This window comes from Mogibacterium kristiansenii (genome assembly GCF_029224645.1).
Taxonomy (GTDB): Bacteria; Bacillota; Clostridia; order Peptostreptococcales; family Anaerovoracaceae; genus Mogibacterium_A; species Mogibacterium_A kristiansenii.
On record NZ_JAQXUZ010000001.1, the window covers coordinates 148825 to 167335 of the forward strand.

Here is an 18511-nt window from a genome sequence, read left to right on the forward strand (position 1 = left end):
CTCCGCGCGATTTGAGTGATTTGAGTGCTCTACTATATGGGCGCTTCGCGCGAGTTTAGCGATTTGAGTAATTTGAGTGATTAGAGTGATTAGAGCACTCTAATTACATTATCCGTCATATGCAATTTGAAATCTGATTCACTTCGATTTCTACTACATCAAATTGGACCCGTACGTTCTCCAACCGATTCATATGCATGTAGTACCGGGCCGCCGCCTGCATCCGCCGCTGCTTCGTCTCATTTACCGCCTCTGCCGGATACCCGAAATCGTCCCCTCTCCGGGTCTTCACCTCCACGAAATGAAAGCAAAAATCCTTTTCCGCAATAATATCAATCTCCCCGGAGCGGCATCGAAAGTTGGTTTCCAAAATCTGAAACCCATCTTCCGCATATACTCTTTCCGCCATCTGTTCTCCAATATCTCCTAGTTTTTTACTGCCAATCATAGTTCTCCTCCTGTCAATCTGTCGCACGTCCTGTCAGTCTGCCGGTTGAGTCGCCGCATGTCCCGTCGGTCTTCCGGTTGAATCGCCGCTGCTTGGTCCGTTTGATTCTTCCGCCTGTTGGTTCTTCCTTTGTACCATATTCCGGGAAGGGGATGTGGCGTTTCGAGCAAAAAGGACTTTTCGCCCGGGAAAAAGTACCAAAATGGGGCATTTGTAAACCGGGCGGCCGCCGGGCCGGCCGGGAGGAAGGCGGCCCGGCCGCTAGAGTTCGCGCTCGAAATCCGAATTCATTGGCTTTCATGGGAGGCGAGCGCGAACCGAAGAAGCCGACCGGCCGGGTTCAGAAGAGTCCGGCCGCCAAAGTTCGCGCTCGGAAACCGAATTCATTGGCTTTCACGGGAGGCGAGCGCGAACCGGAGAAGCCGGACGGCTGGATTCAGGAGGGGCCGGCCGCTAAAGTTCGCGCTCGGAAACCGAATTCATTGGCTTTCATGGGAGGCGAGCGCGAACCGGATGACTCTGCCGGCCGGCCGAACGGATTCAGGACCGGCCGGCCTGTCAGCCGGGGCTTCAAAAAACAAAAAACTTTGAATCGGCGGACCGAAGCGTCCGCCAATTCAAAGTTTTTTTCATTACATATTATATCCTATTTATAAGGAAGAAACTTACAGTTTCTCTCCCAAAGCGAAGCGGCGGATGGTCCGACCCACTCCGTCCTCGTCATTGCTTTCCGCTACGTAGTCCGCCGCCGCCTTCACATCGTCCCAGGCGTTGCCAACGGCCACACCCATGCCGGCATAGCGAATCATGGGAATATCATTTCCCGCATCGCCGAAGCTCATAATCCCTTCCCGGGGAATTTTCAGTTTCCGGGATAGAATCTCCAGGGCATGGGCCTTGCTGGAATTGATTCCGCCGATTTCAATGTTATTTTTCACGGACGACACCACATTGCAATCCGGAAGAGCTTGGATTCTCGGGCGCATTTCTTTTAGGCGGTCATCCCCATAAAAAAAGAAATTGATGTTTTCCAGAATTTCCCGGTTTTCCCGCATGAAACCGAAGATATCCGGAATCGGGGTACGGGTGGTCATCACGTATTCCTTGTTTCGGTAGACGCTGCCGTTTACCCGAATGTCCTCGTAAAGGGCTTCGGAAATATAGGGCTTTCCGTGACAGAAGGCCTCTACCATCAGGTGTTCTTTTACAGCCAGGTCGATGGCCCGGTCCACCGTGGTGGGGGTGATGTAGCTGGAATAGATGAATTTCCCGGTGGTAAGATCGGTGATATGGGCGCCGTTGGAGGAGATGGCGTACTGAAGGCCCGGAATCGCCAGGACTTCTTTCGGCAGGGCATCGAAGGCTCGGCCGGAGGCCACCACTACCTGAATTCCCGCCTGTACCGCTGCTTCCAGGGATTTTCGGTTGTAATCGGAAAGGCGGTTGTCGCTGTTCATCGTCGTTCCGTCCAGATCCAGTGCAACTAAACGAATATCCATATCGCTTTCTTTTCTCCTTTCAATACGGCTTTTGCATTCGAGGGAAAAAGTCCCGGCGTCCCCATGCAAATGCCGTCGTTCAAAAAACAGGAAAAAGACCACCGTGCAATTACGGTGGCCTTTCGAACAATCAGACTATTCCTCGTCCTGTGCTTCCTCTGCTTCATCGTTGTTCAATGCAGCTTTGATGCTCAGGCTGATTCTCTTTCTGTCAGAATCGATATCCATGATCTTTGCGGTGATTTCCTGACCCAGGCTCAGCTCGTCGGAAACGTTCTCAACTCTCTTGTTTGCGATTTCCGAAATGTGAACCAGTCCGTCCAGACCTGCTTCCAGTTCAACAAAAGCACCATACTCTTTGATCTGTACAACCTTACCGGTGATGATTCCACCGATCTGGTATTTCGTACCAACCTGAGACCATGGTTCCGGTGTTGTCTGCTTCAGACCCAGAGAAATCTTACCCTTCTCTTCGTTGAGGGACAGAATCTTAACATTGATGATGTCTCCGATGTTCAGGACTTCCTGAGGGTTCTTCAGCTTGCCCCAAGAAATTTCAGAAATGTGCAGAAGACCATCAACGCCACCGATGTCAACGAATGCACCGTAATCGGTAAATCTCATAACCTTACCTTCTACGATGTCGCCAACATTCAGGTTTGCCCATACTTCAGCAACCTGCTTATGCTTCTCTTCAACTAGTACAGCTTTTCTGGAGAATACCGCTCTGTTCCGCTTGTTGTCAACTCTCAGAACCTTGATATCAACAGTCTGGCCGATGAAATCATCGACGTTCTCTTCTGTGACAAAGGTGTCAGCGAGCTGGGACATCGGTACAAATCCGGTAACTTCCTTGTAAACTGCAATTACGCCGCCATTAACTTTCTTGCTAAGTTTAACGGAGAGCGTCTCCTTGTTCTCCATGGCTTCGTTGAGTTCTTTGTAATTCTCATTAATTTCCAGTTTCTTCTTGGAAAGAAGAATTCCGCCATCGTTGTCGTCCGTCTTCATGACTTTGGCCTGAACGGTGTCTCCCTCCTGGAAAACGTCCTTCAGAGACTGGCCCTCTTCCAGGGATACTTCAGCCTTCTTCAGGATTCCGTCCTTCTTGCATCCGATGTTAACAATGACTTCATCTTCTGTTACCTGATGCACCTTACCTTCAACAACATCTCCCAGTCTTGGCAGACGCAAAGAATTCTCAATGTCATCCATGAAATCCAGCATTGGATTCTTTTCTGTGGTGTTTGTGACATTTTCGCTCATACTAGCAATAACCTCCTTAATTATCCATTCAGGTGTCGATGCACCCGCGGTTATACCTATTTTATTATATTTTGCGGCTTGTTTCAACTGTAAATCTGAAATATCTTGTATAAGAATTGAATTTTTACAATTTTCTTTCGCGATTTCGAATAATTTCCGCGAGTTGGAGCTGTGCCGGTCGCCGATGACCACCATCAATTCTACTTTTTTGGCCAATTCCCGACAAGCATCCTGACGCTCCCTCGTCGCACTGCAAATGGTGTTGTACAGCTCGTATTCGCAATTTTTGTCCTTAAAAACACCCAGAATCTCTTCCAGGATTTCCACCTTAAAAGTAGTCTGACATACAATCACCGGTTTCCGGCCCGTCTGAAACAGTTCCGGGTGGTTCCGGATCAGCGCCTCTGCGTCCTCTCGGCTCTGCAGAATGTACCCCCGGTAATCGCACCAGCCGTTGGTGGCAATGACCTCCTGGTGCTCCGGATTGCCCACGATGATGATGCCCTTTTCCTCGGCGTGCGCTTTGTGGACGATATCATGAATTTTTGTCACAAAAACACATGTGGAGTCCACCAGGGCAACCCCCTTCTCCGCCGCCGTGCGATAGAACGATTCCGGTTCTCCGTGGGAGCGGATGATCACCACATCCCCCTCCGAGGCTTCCTCGATATTCTGAATCATTCCCACACCCTTCTCTTCCAAGGCGCCGGTTACCGACCGATTGTGAATCAGCGGTCCGCAGGTGTACAGGGGACGCTTCTCCCCCTTTTCATTTTTCTCAATCTGTTCCATGGTCAAATCGATGGCTCGCTGCACGCCAAAACAGAAGCCCGACCGATCCGCGCGGATGATTTCCATTTCCGATTTCCTCCTACATCCATAATAGATTGATTATATATGAAGGAGGCTTTTTTTGCCACCGATTTTTGCAAATCGGCCGCTGTTCTTCCGCCGGTTATTCTTCCGATTACTCTTCCGCCGAGCCTTCGCAGCGAATCCGGGCAGCCTGAATCAGATCCCGCAATTTCTCCGGGTCATTGCTCTTCTGCAGGAGGTACCGCATCTGTTCCAGCAGCCCCTTCTCCTCCGGGACGCCGGGATTCAATATTTTTTCTATCAAAATCAGCCATTTTCGCAGGAACGGCTCCCCCTTCACATCGGGATAAAACAACAATCGCACGGTTTTACGGTCGATCCGATGATCCTTCCAATAGATCAATTCCGGCTCCAGCATGTACCGCTCCGCGGGAATCAGGTGATTTTCGTTCTCTTCATTTATGTCGTACAGGAGCTCCAGCAAACGGAACTTTTCCGGGGAAGGAAGGCGCTGCGCCATGCAGCGCCGGTAGCCGTTCTGCTCGTAGGACAGGTCGTAGACGCCCGCATTCCGAGAAACCACCATCCGCAGGAAGGTCCCCGCATAATCCTGAATCAAAATCTCAATCATGTACTCCGGAATGGAGTGGCCTACAATCCGCCGGCTGAGCCGCTCTTCCATAGTGTCCTCCTTTCTTTTCCTCTACCCGCCGCACTTGCTGCACGGGGTGTATTTCCGCTCCTTCGCCACATCCTTTTCAATTTCGATGCACCGCCGCTCCAGTACCCGGCATCCGGGCAGGTGATACCGAGAACCGTATTCCGGAAATACGTACACCCTGGTTCCGGACGCCGCCTCCTTGCTCCGGCAGACTCGGCATCCCGTATATTTTCTTTTGACCGATTCCGTCAGTGCCACGGCTTTGGTTTCCGACCGGACGAAAGTGCAGTTCTTGTTGTGGTACTTCTCCCCATCCTGGGGAAAAATAAAGACGCCATCCGCCAGTTCGTTCCGGAATTCCGCCTCCGTCATGGCTTTGCAGTTTCGAACCTGCCCCACATAGGCCCGAGTCATCAGCGCGGAATCGTACCGGGATTGACTGAGGATTCCCAAAGGATTCCGGGTTTTCATGTCCAGCTCCAGGTTCAGGTAAATCAGCTCGTTCAGGCCGTTTCGGTTCTTGCGAAAGCCGTACTCCAGAATCCGATGGGAATCCAGGATGGGGTGATTGTCCCGGGTTCGCTCGGCCACCTCCAGCGGAATCAGGGGCTGCCCTTCGCTGACCACCGCTTCGATGCTCCCCTTCCGAAATTCCGTGGCGGTGATAAAAGCCGCATCCTCGATGCAGGAATAGTACAGAACGATAGAGGACAGCACAATCATGGCGATGAGAAGCACGGGAAGGGTGATGGCCGCCTCCACGACATAGCTTCCCCGCCGGCAATCTCCCCGCCGACGGCCGGTGAAAGGATTCCGGGATTTCCGCCTCTCCTTACCGATATTCTCTGCTGTATGCATATTTTTTTCCGTTAACATGAATCGCAAAACTCACCCCTCCGTAATATTCCGCCAGGTTAAAATCCCGGTAATACCGATATTTCATGTTAATCTGCACCAGGTCCATGAGGCGGCGCAGCCGGGTTTCCTCCGGCAGGACCAGAATCATGATCATCAGGTACTCTTCGTAATCCAGCCCTTCTTCCACCACTTTTCCGGCGGACTTCCCGGCCGCCTCCGACACCTCACCTCCTTTCTCCTTCAGCAGCTTCCGGGAATCCTCGTCTAATTTTTTTTGCACCTCCTCGTCCTTCAGAATTCCCTCAATGCCCGTGTTCCAGGTGGCCGCGGTTTTCATCACCGGCACCCGCCTGCCCGCCAGCAGATTTTCCACGTCCTTCTCCGACTCCAGCGCCGCCCAGGCTTCCATGAGAATGCCCTGAGTCACCACCCCCATGGGCCCCGGCGAGATGATTTCCGCAATCGCCGTCACCACTTCCACCTTCTCCGGATCCTTGTACAGATAGGCCAGATTCAGCCCGTTCCGAATCAGAAAAAGGCGCCGCCGGCAGCTTTTCAGGTTGGTCTCGTCGTTCGCCGCCCCTTTGAGAACGTACTCCCATTCGTTTCGAAAGTAATGTTTCTTGCCGTCCGCCGTTCGGCGATAGCTGTTCATGTATTTTCTCATAAAAACAATTTCCATCGGGACGTTCTTTACCGATCCGCCGCCGGGCGAAACGAATTTTCCGGACTTCAGCGCTTCAATCACCGAATCCGGGGAAAAAGAACTTTCCCCTTGGGCCGAAGGAAGAGTGTGAAGCACCACCGGATTTTTGATCTCCCGGGGAAGGTTCTCGACCTTTTGCGTCCCTTTATTCCCCGGCTTCTCGGACGCCGAAAGGTCCCCCCGGTCCTTTCTTTTTTCCTTCTTCAGCAGCACTTCCAGGGACTCCGTCCCGAAGCTGTTGGCCATGGCTCTCCGGAAATTCTCCGGTTCCGACAGCTCATAGCCGTTCAGATCCGCCGTGGCCGACAGGCTGCGCACCTGAAGCCGATTGCTCAGGGAATAGTGCATGTAGTATTCCAATTTCCTTGCCACCTCCGGATTGTTTCCGTAGAATCCCATGATGCCGTAATCCCGGAGGAGGTGCCGGTCGTATTCCGACAAGATTCCTCGGGTCCACACGTTTCCGTAACTCCGGCAGATGCTGTTCAGCGCCATCTGCCGGATTACTATAATAGAAGAAAGAATCGCCATGCTAAGGGATACCGAAATCATCGCCAACAGAACGGTGGCGGAGCCTTTTCTATTCTTCATGAAGCACTTCCTTTGCTCGCACCAACAAATCCTCGTTAAACTCGTAGGACCGAATTTCCAGCCGGCATTCCGGCCGCGTCCGCAGAATGCCCGCCGGCGCCATCCGGACGCTTTCGCTCTTCCGGTATACTTTTATCACCGCTTCTCTGTCCGAATCCCAGCGCCGGCAAGCTTCCTTGTGATCTTTCACCCCGGTTGCCAAAATATTAAGATAGAATACAAAGAGATTTAGAATTAGCAATACCGCTGCGGTAATCAGGGGAATGGCCACGGCCGCCTCCACAAATTCATTTCCCCGGCGACTCTTCAGAATCCCTTTCATGGTCAGAACTGTCCCGCGTCCAGCTTGGAGAACACCTCGTTGACGAATGCGGTAATCTGGGATTTGAAAATAATTCCCAGCGCCACCGCAATGGCCACCAGTATGGCTACCTGCACCATTTCCATTCCTCTCTTCTGTTTCAACAATTTCATCATCGCAATTACCTTCCTTTCAAACAAATCATTTCCTCACATCACCAGAATCGCCGGCGCCATGGTCACCACAATCAGCAAGATCAGCAGCAGGCCCAGGGGCCCGGCCATTTTGGTATCGATGGCTTTGCCCTTCTCCGCCGCCACGATTTTACGTTCCTCCCACAGAAATCGGCTCTCCCGGCTGAGACTTTCCACCACGTCGCTTCCCCGACGTTCGTTTTCCAGCAGAATGGTGGAAATTCGCAGCATTTCCTTTACGTTGTGCATTCCCGCAAAATGATTCAGCAGCATGGCCGTACTCACTCGGTGATCCCGATGTCCTCGGTACAGCTCCACCATCTCGTTTTCGAAATCGCTTCGGGCCTCTGCCGGAACCATGGAATAGCTCTGGCAGATTCGGTCAAACGCATCGCTGAGAATCACCCCGGCATAGAGCATCATCACCAGCTGATTCACGAACCTGGGAAGTCCTCGAAGAAGGCCGTCGTCGCCCTTTTTCTTCTTGCGGGGAGCCAGGCGGCTGTAGAGCGCCATTCCAACCAACAGACAGTACATTCCAAGAATGGTCCACTCTTCGCTGCGGCCCGGATCCCCCTTCTGCCAGGTGATGGGGCTGCCATCGGAAAGCTCCGACGGAAAATCAATCTTTTTGCCCGCAGACGATTCGATGTCGGAAAGAATCCGGCCCAGCTCCATCTCCCGGTTCTGCTTCACCTCCTTTCGCCGGTCTTTCTTCCCGGCGCTCCGGCTTTCCTCCATCTCCTTCAGGGAGCGCTTGGAAATAATCACCTCCTTCTCCAGCACCTCGTCCTTTCCCTGAATTCGCACCCGCAGGGGGTACTCCTCGTAGGAATTGAGGGACCGCCGCTGAATTCCCGTCACGTTGCCGCTTCCGTCCACGATGTATTTTCCCGATTCCAGGCCGCTTTTTATCACAAAAGAAGCCAGGAAAAGGGCACACACCAACGTAATTCCATAAAGCTGCCGAAGCAGCGACGGGTCCGCCCGAATCCGCCGAAGCATCTCCCGGATCCACCGAACGACCTTCGATTCTGCCATTTGCTGTATTTTTTCATTCATATCTTCACCTTTACAATCCGCTGCACCAATTCATAAATTCCAACATTCGCCCCAATCATTCCCGTCATAATCAGCCGCCCCCGAATGGTTTCGTACATGGGGGCAATATAATCCGGCGAGGCCAGGTTCAGAAAAAGAATCACCACCACCGGTGCCAGGAGGATGATCAACCCTTCCTGCTCCTTTCGCCGAATCAACTCCCGAATCTCCCGCTCGATGGTCATTTTGTCGATGATCACCATGGCGGCTTGATTCATGGCCCGAATTAGGCTGGCACCGGTAATCTTGCAAGTGGCATAAATGGTCACGAAATCAATCACATCCTCCTGCCCGCTCAAGGCGGCCAGGTCCGCCAGCACATCCACGTCATCTTCGTTGCCGTGCTCGATTCGCTGATGGACGAGTTTCATTTCCCGCACCAGAATGGCATCTTCATCGTAAATATCCACCATCCGGGGAATCGCTTCCTCGATGGAATCTTTCATGGACCGCCCGGCGCCGATGGAAGTGGCGGCGATGAACAGGAAATCCTTGAACTGCATCAGGTACTCCCGCCTTCTTCGTTCCTTTAATATCTCCACGGCGAATTTCTTCAGCCTCGGCAGAAAGGGGATAATCACTGCGCCGAACAGGATGTTTCGGTAGAACAACAGGGCCACCAACAGGGCGACCGTCCCGGAAACCCCGTAGAACACCGCGTTTTCTCTCCGGGACATTTCATAAATTCTAAAGTCGGTCATTCATGCCACCTCTTTTTAGGTTATCCCGATGCAGCAGCGCATTCCCGGTTCGAACCAGTGCTCCCGCCCCATCAATACGATACAGATAATTGATGTTGTATTCCTTTCCGTCGAACCCCGCCAGCTCCGCCACTTCCATCACCCGCCGGTTCCCATCGCCGTCCCGCTTCAGGTGCACGAAAATCTCAATGGCATTGGCAATCTGATTCCGCACCGTGTACACCGGCACCTGGGCGCCCATCATGTACATAGTCTCCAGACGGTTCAGCATGCCCCGAATGGAATTCCCGTGGCCGGTGGAAATGCTCCCGGAATGGCCCGTGTTCATGGCCTGAATCATATCCAAAACCTCTCCGCCCCGCACTTCCCCCACGATAATCCGGTCCGGCCGCATCCGCAGGCTGGTGCGAATCAATTGGTCCATCCGCACCTCTCCCTTCCCGATGGAATTGGCGCTGCGGCACTCCATCTGCACCCGGTTCTCCAGGTGATTCAGCTGCAGCTCCGCGGAATCCTCAATGATCACCACCCGCTCCTCCGGATGAATGTAGGATGCCAGCGCATTGAGCATGGTGGTTTTGCCCGAGGAGGTTCCGCCGCTGATAAAAATATTGTATCCGCACTCCGTCAGCGCACACAGGTCCTCCTTGCACTCCTCCGTCAAGCTCTTCCGCTGCACCAGCTCTTCCATGGTAATCATGGATTCCGCGAATTTCCGGATGGTGAGAGACGGTCCGTTCAGCGCCACATTCCGAAGCACCCCGTTGATTCGGTACCCGCTAGGCATCCGCGCGTCCACGATGGGATTCGCTTCGTTGATCTCCCGGTGCACGTCCGATGCCAGCATACGGATCACCCCCTCCAGTTCCTCTGCCGAAATAAACGCGTTGTCCACCGCCTGCACCTTCCGGTTCTTCTCCACAAAAATATGCTCCGGCCCGTTCACCATAATCTCGTTGATGGCCGGATCCTCCAAATATTCCTGCAGGATTCCGTACTTACTCCGGAGGCGAAGGTACACCGCCCGCACCATATCGCAAATCTCCCAATACTCCACCCGTCCGGCCAGCTCCGACCCGAAAAACTCATCCTCCACATATTTCAGCAGCCGCTCCGCATCCTCCGCCACCTCCGAGTGGGACAGCGTCTTCCGCAATTCCCGGATAAAACCATCCAGCTCCCGGCTGTACTTTTCCGTCACTTCCTTTAACATTTTGTCTCCTTTGTATTGTGCTCCGCCTTTACTCGGTGCTCCGCACTCGGCCTGCGCTGTGCTCCGCACTCACGGCATCTCCAAAATTCCTTGTACCAGCCGCGCCGCATTCCGAATCTCCCCGGCCCGCTCCGGCACCACCAGCGACGTCTTTGGAAAATACTCCCGCATATCTTCCTCCGCCATGTAGATGCACCACTCGGAATTCTTCATCAACTCGATGTTCCGTTCCGAGAAACAATCCCCCACGCTGCACACCACTGCCGAAAAATACCGTCCCATCTCTCGAATCAGCTCCAGGCATTCCGCTCCCGGAATCTTCATCAACTCGTTCATCCCCCGCGGCATCCGAACCCGAAACACGTTCCCCCTCTCCCGTCGAAAAAACACCTCCACCGGAATGCTCTTCCCGCTCTGAAGATAGTACACCAGCTTCCGAAAGGTATTCCCCGATTCTTCCGGCTGCCCCTCCCGATAAAAATACGTTAAATCCAGCAGCAGTACCGGTTCTTCCAGGCCCTCTCCCAATTCTAAGGCCACCTGCTCCGCCAGCCGGTGCCCCAAATCCGTACGCTCCACCGCACCCACAGTAACGATGCGGTCCTTTCCCCTTCGCAAATCTCCTTTTCCCGTCCAGAGAAAAGCACACAGCCGCAGGTCTGTCAGAAGCTCATCCACGCCGGCATACTTGAACAGCACGTAAGGGCCCTTGCCTTCCACCTCCCGCCGGCACTCCGAGCTCAGCAGTACCATGCCTTCCCGCAGCTTGCCTTCGCCCACATCCGTCACCAGGAGCGTATCCTCTTCCATCCGGAAATTATCTTCTATTATCACGTACAGGTTCCACCGGCTCCGGCGAATTCGCTTCGCCAACGCATCCCGGTATTCCCGATCCTTCATCACCAATTTCAATCTCATCGCTTCGTCCTCTCGCTCCGTGCCCACCGGCGCCGCTCCTACCACCCTCCGGGATCCGTTCTGCGCCTCCGGCGGCAGTCGGCGCGGGTTGTATTCGCCGCCCCGCCTCTTTGTGCACCTACTGTACCACAAAAAAAATTCCCCTTCAGTACACATTTATTATCATCCGGCTTGCTTTTAAACCGGCGGCTCAGGACTTGGTGCACAATAACCCGCAAAACCTTGTGCTTCCGTTCCCTTTGCACCAAGTCCCGGTGAGTTTTCGGCCAATCGCCGGCCCGGACTTGGTGCACGATTACCCGCAAAACCTTGTACCTCCGTTCCTTTTGCACCAAATCCCGGTGAGTTTTCGATCGACCGGCGGCCCGGACTTGGTGCACGATTACCCGCAAAACCTTGTACCTCCGTTCCCGGTGCACCAAGTCCCGAAGGGTTTTCGGCCCGCCAGGGGCACGGGCTTGGTGCACAAAATCCCGCAAAACCTTGTACCTCCGTTCCCGGTGCACCAAGTCCCGGAAAGTTTTCGGCCGGCGTCCCAAATTAGTCCCGGGCCGCCGTCTGATGAAAGATGAAAAGCGATGCGGAAGGCCCACCGGCCTTCCCGCATCGCTTTTCTTCATCTTAATTCCAAAGCGAAAAGAGCTGAGCAGAGGCCCAGCCTCCGCTCAGCTCTTCACATCATCATTCCAAAAGGAAAAGTAATGCGCGGAGGCCCCCGCGCATTACTTCTCATCATATCAAAAAAAAGAATTGACGACGAACGCCCCCATCGTTCCCCGTTCGTCGTCAATTCTTTTCATCTCCTCCCGGGCCGGCCCCTTCTTGCCCGGTACCTTTCCGCCTTGTCGACCGGGTCAAACCCGCACGCTATGCGGCGGGAAAAAGTTGCGAACTGTTTTCTTACGACATTTGCTACGACATTTCTTACGACATGAGCATGTCGGCACCATGCAATTAAAACCTGCCTCCGAAAAGCAATCTACACCTAGCGGACCTCCCACCATCCGTTCTTGCTAGCTCCATGTCAACAATTTTTCCCGCTTTTTTTAGCTTCGCCAAAATTCTTTGTGCTTGTCTGGATGTAATTCCAAGTGTGCTTGCCAATATATTTGCGTATTCTGAGTTTCAATTTCTCGCAAAGCATCCCGAATTATTTCAAGCATAAATTCTACAAAAACACTTGACTCCCCCATATTATTTGCCGTCTGCAACGCATTGTAATATACTTCCTGATTCTCATGAACCAAAGTCCTTCACCAGCGGATGGTACTTTGATTTCTTCCGTCATTTGGAAAGGTGGGGTATATTCCTTCATCTCTTACTCCTCAACGCACTACAAACTGCTTTCGCTCATTCTGCTCGATGGCCTTCAGCTCCCGGGCCGCCTTGATGGCGTCCGCCGCGCATTCCTCGATGCGGTGGCTGGAGCGACTGTATCCCAGCAGGCTCACCATGGCTTTGGTGATTTCCTCCTTGGTCATAGGGCCGTTCTCCTGAAGCAGGCAGCACACGGCGTTCTTCAGTTCGTATTTGCAGATGTCCTCCGTGTTCCGCTGTTCCTGGAAACGGAAGGTGTGATAGTCTGCCGGATTCGAACCGTGATTCCACAGGAAGCGAACCCCGGATTGACGAGTGATTTTTACGTCTGCCGTGGCCACCAGCTTATCCAGGTGTTCCGAGATGTTTTTGCCGGCTCTGCCCAGACCGGTGGAATTTATCAGGGTGCGAATCAGGGCAGGTTGGCTGATTGGACCCTCCACCTGCACGATTTCCGAAATGGCCTCCTTGATCAGCTTTTTGGTCTGACGATCGTAGAAATTATCGATGGTGATCTGCGAGAGGTCTTTCTCGAACACGCGGTACTCTTCCCGAATATAGCGGAGGGGTTCCGCGGAGGCTGCGGCCGCTGCCGTTGTGACGGTGGCAGCTTCAATGGCTTCGGCAACTTCGGCGATTTCCGGGGCTGCCGGCACTTCTTTCGTAGCTGCCGGCTTTTCTTTCGCCGGGCTTTTGCGAGGTGCCTTCGCAGCGGTCTCAGCAGGCGCCTTGCTAGCGTTTTCGACGGTCTCCGCCGGCGCTTCGAGAGCGGTTCCGGCCGGGGCCGCCGGCGCTTCCACCGAAGGTTCCGCGATGACACCTGCCGGATTTCGGCGCATAGGAATCGGCCGGATACCGATGTTCCGCACCAGCTGCACGTCGATGCAATCGTTATCCGGGATTTTATTTTCGTCCAGTGCCTTCAGGATTTCTTCCGCTTCCTTCTTCGCCTCTTTATAGGAAAGGTTTTTCCCCAGGGTCATGGCGGTGCATTCCAAAGCCACCAGTTCCTTCTCTTTGATGAGCTTCCGCAGCTGCGCCGTATCGGAAAGAACCGGTTCGTTGCATCTGCCTTTGGAAGTCAGCCATACGCCGGCAAAAATATGAGCCGGTGCCGTAATCAGGACCGGGTGGAGCCCGAAGGATTCCAGGCAGGAAGCGAAGAGCACGGTAATGTCCATGCAGGTAGCAAATTTCTGCTGCATCACCGTCTCCCCCAGACGCACCCGCTGCGGTCCGAAGAAGCTGGCCGGCGGATTCGAGTAGATGATGCCGGCTTCTTTTATGGCGTTGTACACGCCCATGGTCATCTCTTCCACCCTTTTGGCATCGCCCTGATAGCCTTCCAGAGATGGGTTCATGCCCTCCTTCTGCATCCAACGCGCCGCCTGCTGCAGGAGCCCGATGATGTCCGGATGGTTCGGCGTCATGTAGGCCGGCAGCAGAACCAGTGCGCCGTTCCACTGGTCGTACGGACAGATCGTCACACGGCCGCAAGCCTCCGAGACTTTTTTGCCGTTCACGGTGAGGGTGTAGGTAGCGGTGCAGGTCTCGATTTCCGTAATCTGCTCTAATTTACGGAGGTTGATGGCCGGGTCGTCCACCTCAAAGACGATGTTCTCCCCCGCCGGCACATCCCCCAAAAAAACATCCACCGGTTCCAGAATATCCGACGTAAAATCCGCCCGGAACTGGATGTTCTTGAGCTTTTTGCCGGTTTCGTTGGCCACGTACACGTCCCCGATCAGCTGCTCCTGACCGTTGGCGTACATAGCGTACAGCAGGTCCGGCCACCGCATCAGATCCTCGTCGAAGGTTCCGTCCGCCCGGGCATATAAAAACACGTTCACCGGACCGGAGGCGTTCTTTTCCGTCTCGTACATCACCGATTTCATGTATTTCTGCATTTCTTCTTCCGGCGCCGGCTTCACCCGCATGCTGCACTCCGCAGTGCCCACCTCCTGCTCTCCCATGAACAGAGTGAAACGGATTTTGCCGTTCCGGGTGCGTTTGATCTTCGCGTATTCCTCCAGGTTCACCGGCGGGTCGTCGATTTCGAATTTCCCTTCTACGCCCGCAGTAAAAGTACCCTCTTCGTAGTACAGGAGTCCCGGGTCCACAATGGCCGGCTGAAACTCGCAGGCGATTCGAACGTCCGGTAAGGTTTCTTTGCTCCGATTATAGATAAAACCATCTCCGATGATCATCTCATTGCCCTGAATCAAATCTTCCAGGTTTATAACCGGCTGTCCCACGCATTGGAAATTCACCTTCCGGTCCTTACCCACTTCCAGAATGATGTCCACCGGTTTGGCATCGGTCGTTCCCGCCTTCCGCGCCGGTGTTGTTTTTACCGCCGGGGTCTTCTCTGCCGGAACCTCTGCCTGCGGTACCGCTGCCGCCAAATCCGTCCGTCCCGTCAGCTCCGCCGCCCGCTTGAGCACCTCGATCTCAATCATGTCCCGGAGCTGGTTCACGGTGCGCGTGTTCGAGGTCATCATGGAATTAATGCTCAAATCCAGACCCGCGGCAAACCAGCAGGAATCGCAAACGATTCCATCTGATACCGCCACTTTCCCCGACAGGAAACCCAATTTCTTTCCGCATATAGAACATTCCTTCGCCATGTGTGCCTCCTTTGTGTTGTGCTATTTGTGCTGATTATTATTCTTCTGTATATTTCTCTCAAACGTTGTATCCGGCGGTTTAACGGCGGTTTCCTATCAACTCAATATGATTTTCTGCCGGTGCTGTCCGTCGAAAGCTTTTCAAATTGGGTAAACACTGTTTCCCCAATTTACTCTCGCTCTTCATATTCCAATCTTAATTCTTCTGCAAGATACAGATCGCTCATGCAGTGCATATCGGAAACGCCCTCACGCATTAATTGGTAAACTTCGGAACGATAAAATAAATCCAATGCTTCGTCCAATGAAATTCCCTGCTGTTTGGCAAAGCACTCAATGACGCGAGCATATTTTTTCTGGAGTAAAATCGGATTTGCCATCATACCTCCACGCCCCTTTCTTTCATCACATCAAGGATGTCGTCCACGATATATTCACGGCTCTGGGTATGCAGCACTTCATATTCCGGCACGATGTAACCGTACAGGATATCACTCTTTTCGGTAAATGCCAGATAGACCCGCGCTGCATCCGCACCCAACTTTTTCGCTACATTTTCAATGCAAAACACAGCGAACTCCAGCTCATTGGGATTTTTAATATTTTCATATTTCATCATACGCCCCTTTTCTATACTCATCCGAACACTGAGATTGCTTTAATTATAGTATTTATTGAAAAATCCGTAAAGGCAAAAAACGTCGCTTTGTAGTATTTAGGTTATTAAATACCAAAAAGTTCTTGACGGCCGCGGTCGCCTATGCTAAATTTAGGTTATCAAATACCAAGCTTTTTTTTAGGAGGTCAATCATGTTGAAAAATATCAAATCGGACATTCAGAACCAAATTACATTCGGCGTGCTCGCGTTGAATCGAATTTTAGAGCGGAAAGCGCTGGATGACGCATTGGCACAGGATACGCTTTCGGAAGCGCATGAAACATTAAATACCGCAGTGCGTCCGGAGCATCGGGACATTCTCACATTCATCTTCCGCAATCTGTTTGCCGCTGAAAAAGACACGCAGAGAATTCGAGAAACACTGGACACCATCGATGACATCGATGTGCCTGATTTTGTAACCGCTTACCGGAATCGGGATAATGAAATCTACGGGTCTTACACAAACGGAGATATCGAGAAACTCGCCACAGCGGTTTTTGCCCCTTCCGAATCCAAGACCGTAATGGATATCGGCTGCGGCCAAGGTGTATTTCTGACCGAAACCGCAATCCACGAAAAAGCCGGCGAGCTCCACGGCATAGAGATCAAACAAGAGGACGCAATCGTGGCCCGGATGAAAATGCTCATTCTGAATCGGGATATGAACCACATTCGCTGTGAAGATGTATTCGATATGGATTTCCGCAATCCGGAACTTCCTCAGTACGATGCCGTTTTCTGCCACATGCCGATAAAGCAGCGGCTCGAATCCAAGCAGCTTCTGTCATGCGGATTGTTTGATGAAAAAACAGCAAAGCGCGTTTCCGTTCACTCTTCCGAATGGGCGTACATCCGGGCAATGCGAAAGATGCTGAAGAAAGGCGGCAAAGGAATTGCTTTCATCCGCGCAAGCCTGTTATATTTGGAATCCGAAAAAGAATTCCGGAAAGAGCTGCTGGAATCGGGAACGCTGGAAGGCGTCGTTTTATTGCCGGAAGGCCTGCTCATGAATACCGGCATCCAAATCGCCATGCTGGTGTTGAGCGAGAACAACAATCGCATCAAGATGGTGAACGCCGCTTCTTATTATGAAAAAATAAAATTCCGGAATGTGCTTACGACCACCGAAAGGGACCGCATCTTGGACCTGTATTTTAACGGAGGTGCTAATCTTGAGGACGAAAACCGTCCTTCCGACGACTATATTGAAGTTGCGCCTCGGACGATTGCGGATAACACCTACTCCTTCGACCCGATGCGGTACGTTCTGGATGAAAAAGTTTGTTTTACCAACGCTCGGAAGCTTTCCGAAGGAACCCGAGACATTTTCAGAGGGGCTCAGATTACGTCCGATAAGCAGAAAGAAATGTCGAATCTCTGCGGCAAGGCACCAAACGGCTATCTCCTGAATCTGGCCAACATCAGCAACGGCTACATGGATGAAGAACTTGTGGAAGTGCATATTGACAGAATTGAAAAGTACAAGAAATACATGCTTCAAGACGGCGATGTAATTATCTCCGCTCGGGGAACCAAAATCAGCACGGCCGTTGCGGAAAATATCAAGAATCGAAATATTATCGTGACGGGGAATCTCATTGTCGTAAGATGCAACGACACTTTAGAGCCTTATTACCTAAAAGCATTCTTCGACAGTGATGACGGCAACTTGTGCCTCCGCGTTGCACAGACCGGCAGTACGATTTTTGCCATTAACCCGAAGCAGCTCTGTGAATTGCAATACGATGCCATCGACCCGGAAAAGCAGAAACGAATTGCCGAAAAAGAAAAAGCGCTCATCGCTGAGTTGCATGCGACCATCGGCCGGATTGAAACGCTCCGCCGGAACATCTCCGGCGTGTACGATTGCTTTAGAAAGTAAATTTTGACCGGTTGGCACCTGGCTTGATGAGTATGGCTTAAGCATGGGGGCTTCTCACTCAGTGAAACTTAGCGAAACTTAAATTCACTGTTTTTTCTCTTTAGAAAAAGTACTGTATAGCCGATAACCAAACGGCCTTGGAGTGACCTAATTTTCAATGAGCCATATGACCTAAATTTAGATTAGCATAAACACCTATAGAAGTGAAACTTAGCGAAACTTAACTGACTTGAAAAAGTAAGTTCTGCACCATACGAATCCTATTTACAGACTTTTGGGTTACACCCTTTTGGGGATACACCCATTAAATGGCACTTTAACGCCATGATTATCGCCATTTTTACCATTGGCGTTAATCATGGCGTTATTCATGGCGTATTTGCATCAAAGAACCGCCATACCGTTTAAAACCTGAATTGAAAAAGTAAGTTCTGCTTTTGTTATGGCAGCACTGGATTTTAAATTTGCAAATCCAGACAAGAAGTTACTTTTGCAAAACAGTTGCGCTGTCTTTTTCATTTGATGGAAGTGGATAGTAGTCGTAGCAGCTGTGGAGCTTGTGGGTAACCGGCTTCCTGTCAGGGTTGTGGAAAAGCGTGTGGGCAGCTATGTCTGTCCACACGCTTTTCCATGACCCTACGCCGGTTATCCATAAATCCACAGCTCATAGTGTTCCTTTTAATACCTCCGTTTTGTATAATTTTTATACCTTTTGGATGACGGAACCAGAAAGGAGGACTACACTATGTC

Annotated in this window: 17 protein-coding genes; 2 read left to right on the plus strand and 15 right to left on the minus strand. The window is 52.1% G+C overall.

Features of this window, described 5'->3' with window-relative positions; translation table 11 throughout:
* Positions 1-115: 115 nt before the first annotated feature.
* Positions 116-448, minus strand: coding sequence for a YraN family protein (locus tag PUE40_RS00750; protein WP_277671594.1), 333 nt, complete (start codon positions 446-448; stop codon positions 116-118).
* 152 nt (positions 449-600) lie between these two features.
* On the opposite strand from PUE40_RS00750, the gene PUE40_RS00755 reads away from it, so the two are divergent.
* Complete coding sequence (locus PUE40_RS00755; protein WP_277671595.1) at positions 601-1104, plus strand: hypothetical protein; 504 nt, start codon at positions 601-603, stop codon at positions 1102-1104.
* A gap of 9 nt (positions 1105-1113) precedes the next feature.
* Here the strand turns inward: PUE40_RS00755 and PUE40_RS00760 are convergent, their stop codons facing one another.
* The 14 genes from PUE40_RS00760 to PUE40_RS00825 form a co-directional block, all read right to left on the minus strand.
* Complete coding sequence (locus PUE40_RS00760; protein WP_277671596.1) at positions 1114-1947, minus strand: Cof-type HAD-IIB family hydrolase; 834 nt, start codon at positions 1945-1947, stop codon at positions 1114-1116.
* 135 nt (positions 1948-2082) lie between these two features.
* Positions 2083-4071 carry a bifunctional 4-hydroxy-3-methylbut-2-enyl diphosphate reductase/30S ribosomal protein S1 gene (locus PUE40_RS00765; RefSeq protein WP_154554680.1) on the minus strand — a complete coding sequence of 663 codons (1989 nt, stop codon included), beginning with the start codon at positions 4069-4071 and terminating at the stop codon, positions 2083-2085.
* Positions 4072-4180: 109 nt separating this feature from the next.
* Complete coding sequence (locus tag PUE40_RS00770; RefSeq protein WP_277671597.1) at positions 4181-4711, minus strand: DUF6382 domain-containing protein; 531 nt, start codon at positions 4709-4711, stop codon at positions 4181-4183.
* 21 nt (positions 4712-4732) lie between these two features.
* Complete coding sequence (locus PUE40_RS00775; protein ID WP_154554678.1) at positions 4733-5548, minus strand: hypothetical protein; 816 nt, start codon at positions 5546-5548, stop codon at positions 4733-4735.
* Complete coding sequence (locus tag PUE40_RS00780) at positions 5523-6845, minus strand: DUF5702 domain-containing protein (RefSeq protein ID WP_277671598.1); 1323 nt, start codon at positions 6843-6845, stop codon at positions 5523-5525. Before PUE40_RS00780 ends, PUE40_RS00775 begins: the two co-directional genes overlap by 26 nt.
* Positions 6835-7167, minus strand: a complete 333-nt coding sequence (locus tag PUE40_RS00785) for a hypothetical protein (protein WP_277671599.1) — start codon at positions 7165-7167, stop codon at positions 6835-6837. Before PUE40_RS00785 ends, PUE40_RS00780 begins: the two co-directional genes overlap by 11 nt.
* 2 nt (positions 7168-7169) lie before the next feature.
* On the minus strand, positions 7170-7322 hold the full coding sequence (locus PUE40_RS00790) for a Flp1 family type IVb pilin (RefSeq protein ID WP_154554675.1): 153 nt from the start codon (positions 7320-7322) through the stop codon (positions 7170-7172).
* A gap of 33 nt (positions 7323-7355) precedes the next feature.
* Positions 7356-8402: a type II secretion system F family protein gene (locus tag PUE40_RS00795; protein WP_277671600.1), complete on the minus strand. Its 1047-nt coding sequence runs from the start codon at positions 8400-8402 to the stop codon at positions 7356-7358.
* Positions 8399-9142 carry a type II secretion system F family protein gene (locus tag PUE40_RS00800; protein WP_154554673.1) on the minus strand — a complete coding sequence of 248 codons (744 nt, stop codon included), beginning with the start codon at positions 9140-9142 and terminating at the stop codon, positions 8399-8401. Before PUE40_RS00800 ends, PUE40_RS00795 begins: the two co-directional genes overlap by 4 nt.
* Positions 9129-10355 carry a CpaF family protein gene (locus PUE40_RS00805; protein WP_277671601.1) on the minus strand — a complete coding sequence of 409 codons (1227 nt, stop codon included), beginning with the start codon at positions 10353-10355 and terminating at the stop codon, positions 9129-9131. The genes PUE40_RS00800 and PUE40_RS00805 overlap by 14 nt, the downstream gene beginning before the upstream one ends.
* Before the next feature lie 69 nt (positions 10356-10424).
* Complete coding sequence (locus PUE40_RS00810; RefSeq protein WP_277671602.1) at positions 10425-11405, minus strand: hypothetical protein; 981 nt, start codon at positions 11403-11405, stop codon at positions 10425-10427.
* A 1193-nt stretch (positions 11406-12598) separates the two neighbouring features.
* Entirely contained in the window at positions 12599-15217 is a 2619-nt protein-coding gene (locus tag PUE40_RS00815) for a DUF3320 domain-containing protein (protein WP_277671603.1), read from the minus strand.
* Between the two features lie 170 nt (positions 15218-15387).
* Positions 15388-15597: a DUF3791 domain-containing protein gene (locus tag PUE40_RS00820; protein WP_330681502.1), complete on the minus strand. Its 210-nt coding sequence runs from the start codon at positions 15595-15597 to the stop codon at positions 15388-15390.
* Entirely contained in the window at positions 15597-15836 is a 240-nt protein-coding gene (locus PUE40_RS00825; protein WP_277671605.1) for a DUF3791 domain-containing protein, read from the minus strand. Before PUE40_RS00825 ends, PUE40_RS00820 begins: the two co-directional genes overlap by 1 nt.
* Before the next feature lie 191 nt (positions 15837-16027).
* Here PUE40_RS00825 and PUE40_RS00830 point away from each other — a divergent pair, with 191 nt between their 5' ends.
* A complete protein-coding gene (locus PUE40_RS00830; protein WP_277671606.1) occupies positions 16028-17761 on the plus strand; it encodes an N-6 DNA methylase in 1734 nt (577 codons plus the stop codon).
* The last annotated feature ends 750 nt before the right edge of the window (positions 17762-18511 follow it).